Here is an 8,852-nt window from a genome sequence, read left to right on the forward strand (position 1 = left end):
GTCCCCGGCCCACCCGGACGTCAGTCCCCGGCCACCGCGACGCGGACGGCCGCCACGCACTCCTCGTGCAACACCGCCCAGTGCCCGCCGAACGCCCGCCGGGCAGCCTCGTCGAGGGTCCGCCGGTCGTGCAGCACCGCCCGGACGAACGCCACCAGCGCCTGCTCGCCGTACCGCAGCGCCAGGTGACGTACCGCCAGGTAACCGACACCGTAGCCGGCGGCGACCCGGTCCGCTCCCGCCCCGGCCGGTGGCGCCGCGCCGTCGAGCCGGCCGTTCCAGTCGCCGGTCACGAGCCGCCGCACCTGCGGCAGTTCCTGGTACCGGGCCACCGGTCGGCCACCGGCACCGGCCAGCTCGGCCAGCCCCTCCACCAGCCACCAGGTCTCGTCCGCCGACGGGTCACGGACCGGCAGCGTGGCGACGTGGGTCAGTTCGTGACGCAGCAGGTCGTCGACGAAGCCGTCCCGCAGCCCGACCGAGTTGAGCACGACCTCGTGCCGGCCTCCGGTGGAGACCGCGTAGCCGGCGGTCCACCCGGCGCGACCGCCACCGAACCAGCGCCGCCACTCCCCCGCCCCGGCGTAGTAGACGACGTACCGGGTCGGCGGCGTACCGACGGCGTACCGGTCGGCGGTCCGGGCCGCCTCCTCCGCGTCCCTGAGCAGGGCGGGCAGTTGCCCGCGCAACGCGGGGGTGGTCGCCACCAGGGTCCGCTCCCCGACCGTCACGGCCAGCTCGCTGACCTCCCACGGCCGGCTACCGGTCGTCCCGCCCACCGGGTCGACGGCCAGCAGCCGGGGCACCCCGGCCACCAGCCGCCAGCGGGTCTGCACCTGTACCGGGGCGGGCAGGCAGTCCGGATCGACGAAGCAGTGCCGGTGCACCACCCGGAGCTGCCACTGCCCCGGCTGGCCGTCGACGGGTTCCGGGACGCCCACCGGTTCGGCCTGCCACACGCTGACCTGCATCGCCCGCAGCGCGGCGTACCGGCGGCGCAGGTCGGGCTGCGCGGGCGGCTCGGCGACCGCCAGCCAGGCCGCCTCGTCGCCCCGCAGCAGCGCACCGGCCTGCCGGTGCAGTTCCGCGCCGATCCGTTCGCCGAGCCAGCGGGCCAGGACGGCGGGTGGGTCACCGGGGCGCGGGCTGGCCGCCGGTGCCGGGGGGCCGGCGTCGGGACCGGACAGCAGGGTGGTCGGCAGCACGGCACCGAGCAGCGCGGCGGCTGCCGCCGACGCGAGGCCCACGGGCCACCACCGGCGTGGCCTCGACGGCTGGTCGACCCCGGTCACCGCCGGAGCCTACGACGCCCGGGGACACCGTCGGTGCACGGGCCGACCGGGGTCAGCGGCCCCGCAGGTACCCACGCAGGTGCCGGGCGGTCAGGGTGTCGGCGTCGGCGACCAGGTCCGCCGGGGTACCCGTGAAGACGACCCGGCCGCCGTCGTGGCCGGCCCCCGGTCCGAGGTCGACGATCCAGTCGGCGTGTGCCATCACCGCCTGGTGGTGCTCGATCACGACGACCGTGTTGCCGTCGTCGACCAGTCGGTCCAGCAGGGCCAGGAGCTGGTCGACGTCGGCCAGGTGCAGTCCGGTGGTCGGCTCGTCCAGCACGTACGTGGCGGCCTTCCCGGACATGTGGATGGCCAGCTTGAGGCGCTGCCGTTCCCCGCCGGAGAGCGTGGTGAGCGGTTGACCGAGGCCGAGGTAGCCCAGCCCGACGTCGGCGAGCCGGTCCAGGATCACCCGGGCCGGGCCGCTGGTGAAGAAGTCCCGGGCCTCGGCGACGGACATCGCCAGTACGTCGCTGATGGTGCGGCCCCGCAGCGTGTAGGTGAGCACCTCGGGGGTGAACCGTCGCCCCTCGCACTCCTCGCAGACGGTGGCCACCCCGGCCATCATCGCCAGGTCGGTGTAGACCAGTCCGATGCCCTTGCAGTTCGGGCAGGCCCCTTCGGAGTTCGCGCTGAACAGCGCGGCCTTCACCCCGTTGGCCCGGGCGAACGCCGTCCGGACCGGGTCGAGCAGACCGGTGTAGGTCGCCGGGTTGCTGCGCCGGGAACCCCGGATGGCCGACTGGTCGACGACCACCACGTCGTCCCGGCGCGGCAGCGCGCCGTGGATCAGGGAACTCTTCCCCGACCCGGCCACCCCGGTGACCACGGTCAGTACGCCGAGCGGGATGTCGACGGTGACGTCCTTCAGGTTGTGCAGGTTGGCGCCGGCGATGGTCAGTTCGCCCTGTGCCTTGCGTACCTCCGGCTTGAGCGCGGCCCGGTGGTCGAGGTGTCGGCCGGTCAGCGTGCCCGACCGGCGCAGCCCGGCCACGTCTCCGGCGTAGCAGAGCCGGCCGCCGTCCGGGCCGGCGCCCGGCCCGAGGTCGACCACGTGGTCGGCGATCATGATCGTCTCCGGCTTGTGCTCGACCACCAGTACGGTGTTCCCCTTGTCCCGCAGCCGGAGCAGCAGTCCGTTCATCCGCTGGATGTCGTGCGGGTGCAGCCCGACGGTGGGCTCGTCGAAGACGTAGGTCACGTCGGTCAGGCTGGAGCCGAGGTGCCGGACCATCTTGACCCGCTGTGCCTCGCCGCCGGAGAGGGTCGCCGACTCCCGGTCCAGGCTGAGATAGCCCAGTCCGATCTCCACCAGCGAGTCCAGGGTGCCCCGGAGGGTGGCCAGCAGCGGTGCCACCGAGGGATCGTCGATCTCCCGGACGAACGCGGCCAGGTCGGTGATCTGCATGGCCGCGCACTCGGCGATGTTGCGACCGGAGATCCGGGCGGCCAGGGCGGCCGGTTTGAGCCGGGCGCCGGCACAGTCCGGGCAGCGGGTGAAACACACCGCCCGGTCGACGAAGGCCCGGATGTGCGGCTGCATCGATTCCCGGTCCTTGGCCAGGTAGAGCCGTCGGACCTTGACCAGCAGGCCCTCGTAGGTGACGTTCGTGCCACCGATCTTCATCTTGGTGGGGGGCTTGTGCAGCAGGTCGGCCCACTGTTCCGGGGTGTAGTCGCGCAGCCTGACGTCGGGGTCGACCAGGCCGGAGTGGGCCAGGCTGGACCAGTACCAGCTACCGGGGTGGAAGTTCGGCACGGTGATCGCACCGTCGTTGAGCGAGCGGTCCCGGTCGACGAGTTCGTCGAGGTCGACGTCGGAGACCCGGCCCAGTCCCTCGCACGTCGGGCACATGCCCTCCGGGCTGTTGAAGCTGAACGCGGTCGACGTGCCGGCGTACGGGGTACCGAGCCGGCTGAAGATGATGCGCAGCATGGTGTGGGCGTCGGTCGCGGTGCCGACCGTGGACCGGGAGTTCGCGCCCATCCGCTCCTGGTCGACCACGATGGCCGCGCTGAGGTTGCGCAGCGCGTCCACGTCGGGGCGGCCCAGGCTGGGCATGAAGGACTGGATGAAGGCGGTGTAGGTCTCGTTGATCAGTCGTTGGGACTCGGCCGCGACGGTGCCGAAGACCAGGGACGACTTGCCGGAACCGGAGACCCCGGTGAAGACGGTGAGCCGGCGCTTGGGGATGTCCAGGGAGATGTCGGCGAGGTTGTTCTCCCGGGCGCCCCGGATCTCGATCACGTCGTGGCTGTCCGCCGCCATCGGGCGGCCGGCGGGGGCGAGTTCCATGGCTGATATCCTTACGCAGTAAAGAGTTAGCTGCGCCACGTTACTTTACGATGTAAGGAGTTGCAAGTTGGTGGTCTTCGCCGGCCAGGGCGACCAGCGGCGTTCGATGACCCTGCTCTGGCGTACCCCCGGCTCCGCCGCCACGCGGACCGCGCCCGGACCCCGACCCGGGCTGAGCGTGGACGTCATCCTGGACGCGGCCATCGCCCTCGCCGACGAGCACGGCATGGCCGGGCTCTCCATGCGCGCGGTGGGTGAGCGGCTCGGCCGGACCGCGATGGCGCTCTACACCTACGTCCCGAACAAGGCCGAACTGCTGGACCTGATGTACGACCGGATCCACGCCGAACTCGCCACCGCACACCCCACCGAGGGCGGCTGGCGGGCCGGCCTGACCGCCTGGGCCGAGGACGTGTGGGGCTTCTACCTGCGCCACCCGTGGGTGCTCCAGGTCTCCCAGGCCCGTCCGGTGCTCGGCCCGCACGAGTACGCGATGCTGGAGACGGTGGCCGGGATCATGCACGGCACCGGCCTGCCGGCCACCGCCCGACGCCGGATCATCAGCGCGTTGTTCCAGTTCGTCCGGGGTACCGCCCAGACGGTAAGCGAGGCCCGCCAGGCCGCCTCCGCCACCGGACTGAGCGACGAGGAGTGGTGGTACGCCCGCTCCGCCATGCTCACCGAGGTCGCCCCGGACTTCGCCGCGCGCTTCCCCATGGTCGCCGGCATGGAGTCCGAGGGCGCGTTCCAACTCGACGACGAGACGGTGCCCTACCTGGAGCAGGAGGCCCGGGAGACGTTCCGTGCCGGGCTCACGGTGCTGCTGGACGGCATCGAGGCGGCCATCCGGGCCACCCCGACCGACCGGCGGTGACCACCGCCACCGCCGTCACGAGCCGCCGCTTCCTGCCGAGCCGCTACCTCCTGCCGGGCCGCTACTTCCGGGAGACCAGCGCCCGGCCGAAGAAGGCCAGGTTGGCGGGGCGCTCGGCGAGCCGGCGCATGAGATAGCCGTACCACTCGGTGCCGTACGGGACGTAGGTCCGGACCGTGTACCCCTCGCCGACCAGGCGGGACTGCTCCTCCGGGCGGATGCCGTAGAGCATCTGGAACTCGAACCGGTCCGGTCCCCGGTCGAACCAGCGGGCCCGGTCCTCGCCGATCGCGATCAGCCGGGGGTCGTGGGTGGCCAGCATCGGGTACCCGTCGCCGGACATCAGGATGTTCATGCACCGGACGTACGACTTGTCCACCTCGCGGGCCGACTGGTACGCCACCGACTCCGGTTCCCGGTAGGCGCCCTTGCACAGCCGTACCCGGGAACCCGCGCCGGCCAGGTCACGACAGTCGGACTCGGTGCGCCGCAGGTACGCCTGGAGCACCGCGCCGGTACCCGGGTGGTCCTCGCGGAGCTTCGCCAGGATGTCCAACGTCGAGTCGGTGGTGGTGTGGTCCTCCATGTCCAGGGTGACCGTGGTGCCCGCCTGGGCGGCGGCGGCGCAGATCGCCCGCGCGTTCTCGTACGCCAGCTGCTCGTCGAACATCTGCCCGAGGGCGGAGAGCTTCAGGCTGACCTCGGCGGCCGGGGTGAGCCCGGCGGCGGAGAGCGCGGCGAGCAGCGTGACGTACGCGTCCCGCGTCGCGTCGGCCTGCTCGGGGTTGACGGTGTCCTCGCCGAGGTGGTCGAGGGTGACGGTGAGGCCCTCGGCGACGAGCTCGCGGGTTGCGCGCAGCGCGTCGTCGGTGCCGGTGCCGGCGACGAACCGGCGGACGACGTCCCGGGTGTAGGGGGCCGTCTCGACGAGCCGCTCGACCCGGGATGACCGGGCGGCGGCGAGAATGACCGAACGGAGCATGAGCCGAGCGTAACGTCCCACGACCCCGGCCCGCCGCGCGGCGGCGGCACCGCGACAGCAGGTTCTCCCGCACCCGGGCAGTTGTTAACAAGGGGCCCTTCCTATACCGAAAACGATAGGAAGGGGCCCTTCCTTACAGGCTTTCCGGGGGAGGGACAGACTGGCGTCCATCGGCTACAACGTTCACGTGGAACAACGCCCCCGGCGCCGACTGCGGTCGGCCACCGTGCAGCTCGGTGCCCTGACCGCCCTCGCGCTCGCCCTCTCCGGCTGCAACATGACCTCCGACGACGACGATGACGACGACTGCGCGATGGGCCCGCTCGGCGGCGGCGACACCGTCGTCGTCGCCATGCAGGTACCGACGGTCGACGCGCGCACGACGACCGGGACGTCCGGCGCCGGTGCGGCGGCCGTCGTCCCCGAGCGGGGTGGCTTCGGCACCCACCTCGCCTCCTGCGGCGGCTGACCGGTGCGCCGGGTCGCCACCACCCCCCGCCCCGACTGGCACACCACCATCGGGCAGCAGGGGTTGATCTACGTCGACACCGAGCTGCCCGACGGCGAGGTGATGTCGTACTGGGACGAGACCGCCGCGTACGCCTTCGAGCTGGACGAGGTGTACCGGTTGGAGGAGGCGACCGAGGAGCTGCACCGGATGGCGGTGACCGCCGCCGAGCACGTGGTGGCCCGCAACCGGTACGCGGACTTCGGCATCCCGGACTGGGCGGCGGAGGCGGTGGCCCGGTCCCTGCGTGAGCAGCCGCCCACCCTGTACGGCCGGTTCGACCTCGCCTACGACGGCAGTTGGCCGCCGAAGCTGCTGGAGTACAACGCGGACACCCCGACGTCGCTGGTCGAGGCGGGCATCATCCAGTGGTTCTGGCTGGAGGACACGCACCCCGACCGGGACCAGTGGAACAGCCTGCACGAGCGGCTGGTGGAGACCTGGCACCGGATCGGCAAGGAACTGCACGACCCGTTGGTGCACGTCGCCTGGTCGAACGAGGAGGAGTCCGGCGAGGACCAGATGACCGCCGGGTACATCGCCGAGACCGCCCGGCAGGCGGGGCTGAAGGCCAAGCTGATCCCGATGCTCAGCATCGGCTGGGACGGCCGGCGGTTCCGGGACGCGGCGGACCAGCCGATCACCACCTGCTTCAAGCTCTACCCCTGGGAGTGGATGCTGGCCGAGCCGTACGGCCGGCTGGCGGTGGAGCCGGGTACCCCGACCACCTGGATCGAACCGGCCTGGAAGCTGCTGCTCTCCAACAAGGCCCTGCTCGCCGTGCTCTGGGAGCTGTACCCCGACCACCCCTATCTTCTGCCCGCGTTCCTGGACTCGCCCCGGGGCATGACCGAGTACGTCGTCAAGCCGCTGCTCGGCCGGGAGGGCGCCTCGGTGCGGATCGTCACCGCCGCCGAGGAGATCGCCAATCCGGGCATCTACGGCGCCGAGGGCTGGTGCTACCAGCAGTTCCACGCCCTACCCGAGTTCTCGGGCAACCGGGTGGTACTGGGCAGCTGGGTGGTCGGCGGGGAGTCCGCCGGGGCCGGCATCCGGGAGAGCACGAGCCTCATCACCGACGGGTACGCCCGGTTCCTCCCCCATTACATCGACGCACCGCGACCGGCGTGAGTCGTCTACCGTTGGAGTGTGAACTTCGACGCGTACGCCCGGACGGGTGTTGACCTCGTCAACGCCCGCCTGGACGACCTCGACGACCTGCGGTCCCTCTTCCCCGACGAGCACGCCTGGATGCGGGACGAGGTGGCCGAACGGGATCTGGCCACCTTCCGCCGGGCACAGAAGCGCCTGCGGGACATCTTCGAGTACGGCACCTCGGGCCGGGACGCGGACGCGGTCGCGGAGCTGAACGCGCTGCTGGAGGCGTACCCGGTCCAGCCCCGCATCTCCGGGCACGACTCCAGCGACTGGCACATGCACGTGACCAGCCGGGGCGCCTCGGTGAGCGCGGAGTACCTCGCCGGGGCGGTCTGGGGGCTGTCGGTCTGGCTCTGCGAGTACGGCAGCGCCCGGTTCGGGGTCTGCGCCGACGAGCGGTGTGGCAACGTCTACCTGGACACCTCGTCGAACTGCTGCCGACGGTTCTGCTCGGAACGGTGCGCCACCCGGTCGCACGTGGCCGCGCACCGGGCCCGTAAGCGGGCGGCGGTCGTCGAGCAGGCCCAGCCGCAGTCCCTCACCCCGGTGAGCTGACCGCCCCGCCTTGCCGATCATGGAGTTGTGGTGGGCACAAAAAGCCCACGGGGTCGCATGACGCCCACCACAACTTCATGGTCGACGCGGGCAGCCTGCCGGACGGGTCAGGCGTCGACCGGGGTCGGGGTGGTCAGGTGCTCGCGGGCGAAGTCGAGCGCGGCACGCAGGTCCGCCTCGCGCTCGGCGCGGCTCTTGGCCCGACGGGTGGCCACCTCGACCGCGACCGCCCCGGTGAAGCCGCGACCGGCGAGCGAAGAGAGCAGTTCGGCGCAGGGCTGGTTGCCCCGGCCGGGCACGAGGTGCTCGTCGCGCCCCTCGCCGGTGCCGTCCCCGAGATGCACGTGGGCCAGGCCGGCGCCCATCCGGTCGGCCATCTCCAGCGAGTCGGTGTGCGACGCGGCGCAGTGCGACACGTCGAGCGTGTACGCGTCGTACCCGGTGTCGGTCGGGTCCCAGCCGGGCACGTAGGGGACGAACTCCCGGCCGGCCATTCGGACCGGGTACATGTTCTCCACCGCGAACCGCAGGCCACCGAACCGGTCGGCCACCCGGCCCAGCCCGTCGGCGAAGGACCGGGCGTAGTCCCGCTGCCAGGTGAAGGGCGGGTGCACCACGACCGTCGGCGCCTCCAGCGTCTCGGCCAGCTCGGCGGCCCTACGCAGCCGCTCCCACGGGTCCGGGCTCCAGACCCGCTGGGTGACCAGCAGGCAGGGGGCGTGCACCGAGAGCACCGGTACCCCGTAGTGGGCGGAGAGACCGCGCAGGGCGCCCGCGTCCTGGCTCACCGCGTCGGTCCAGACCATCACCTCGATGCCGTCGTAGCCGAGCGCGGCGGCCAACTGGAAGGCCGCCGCGGTCGGCTCCGGGAAGACCGAGGAGCTGGAGAGAAGCACGGGGGCAGGGGAAGTCACGTATATCAGGGTAGCCCGGCCCGGCGAGTACCACCTCCGCAAAAGCCGACAAAAGTCTCATATTTCCGGAGCGGGGGTCAGCCCGCAGTGGCCGGGATCAGGCGGATTCGAGCTGGTCCAGCCGACGCAGGATGACGCCCTCACGCAGCGCCCACGGGCAGATGTCCAGCGACTCCACACCCAGCCGGCACATCACCGCCTCGGCCACCACCGCCCCGGCCAGCAACTGGT

Annotated in this window: 9 protein-coding genes; 4 read left to right on the forward strand and 5 right to left on the reverse strand. The window is 72.1% G+C overall.

The annotated features are described in order from the left end of the window. Positions 1 to 20: 20 nt before the first annotated feature. Together GSF22_RS26310 and GSF22_RS26315 are read right to left on the reverse strand one after the other, a co-directional pair. On the reverse strand, positions 21 to 1,292 hold the full coding sequence (locus GSF22_RS26310) for a hypothetical protein (RefSeq protein WP_208816421.1): 1,272 nt from the start codon (positions 1,290 to 1,292) through the stop codon (positions 21 to 23). Positions 1,293 to 1,344: 52 nt separating this feature from the next. Then, positions 1,345 to 3,630 carry an ATP-binding cassette domain-containing protein gene (locus GSF22_RS26315; protein WP_244454166.1) on the reverse strand — a complete coding sequence of 762 codons (2,286 nt, stop codon included), beginning with the start codon at positions 3,628 to 3,630 and terminating at the stop codon, positions 1,345 to 1,347. Positions 3,631 to 3,700: 70 nt separating this feature from the next. Between GSF22_RS26315 and GSF22_RS26320 the strand changes: the two genes are divergently transcribed. Beyond that, complete coding sequence (locus GSF22_RS26320) at positions 3,701 to 4,504, forward strand: TetR/AcrR family transcriptional regulator (protein WP_307804343.1); 804 nt, start codon at positions 3,701 to 3,703, stop codon at positions 4,502 to 4,504. Positions 4,505 to 4,565: 61 nt separating this feature from the next. Here the strand turns inward: GSF22_RS26320 and GSF22_RS26325 are convergent, their stop codons facing one another. Beyond that, positions 4,566 to 5,486: a proline dehydrogenase family protein gene (locus tag GSF22_RS26325; RefSeq protein ID WP_208816423.1), complete on the reverse strand. Its 921-nt coding sequence runs from the start codon at positions 5,484 to 5,486 to the stop codon at positions 4,566 to 4,568. A 187-nt stretch (positions 5,487 to 5,673) separates the two neighbouring features. Between GSF22_RS26325 and GSF22_RS26330 the strand changes: the two genes are divergently transcribed. The 3 genes from GSF22_RS26330 to GSF22_RS26340 are packed head-to-tail and all read left to right on the forward strand — an operon-like array spanning position 5,674 to position 7,707. Next, positions 5,674 to 5,955, forward strand: coding sequence for a hypothetical protein (locus GSF22_RS26330; protein ID WP_307804342.1), 282 nt, complete (start codon positions 5,674 to 5,676; stop codon positions 5,953 to 5,955). Positions 5,956 to 5,958: 3 nt separating this feature from the next. Beyond that, the gene (locus GSF22_RS26335; protein WP_208816424.1) at positions 5,959 to 7,125 is read left to right on the forward strand and encodes a glutathionylspermidine synthase family protein; all 1,167 of its coding nucleotides are present in this window, start codon (positions 5,959 to 5,961) and stop codon (positions 7,123 to 7,125) included. A gap of 18 nt (positions 7,126 to 7,143) precedes the next feature. Beyond that, positions 7,144 to 7,707, forward strand: a complete 564-nt coding sequence (locus GSF22_RS26340) for a CGNR zinc finger domain-containing protein (RefSeq protein WP_208816425.1) — start codon at positions 7,144 to 7,146, stop codon at positions 7,705 to 7,707. 107 nt (positions 7,708 to 7,814) lie between these two features. On the opposite strand, the gene GSF22_RS26345 is transcribed toward GSF22_RS26340, so the two are convergent. Then, positions 7,815 to 8,621 carry a sugar phosphate isomerase/epimerase family protein gene (locus GSF22_RS26345; protein WP_208816426.1) on the reverse strand — a complete coding sequence of 269 codons (807 nt, stop codon included), beginning with the start codon at positions 8,619 to 8,621 and terminating at the stop codon, positions 7,815 to 7,817. Between the two features lie 97 nt (positions 8,622 to 8,718). Further along, positions 8,719 to 8,852, reverse strand: a 134-nt coding sequence (locus GSF22_RS26350) for a Ppx/GppA phosphatase family protein (RefSeq protein ID WP_439957808.1), incomplete at its 5' end; no start/stop codon positions are given.

The sequence above is a fragment of the Micromonospora echinofusca genome, assembly GCF_017614955.1.
Lineage (GTDB): Bacteria > Actinomycetota > Actinomycetes > Mycobacteriales > Micromonosporaceae > Micromonospora > Micromonospora echinofusca_A.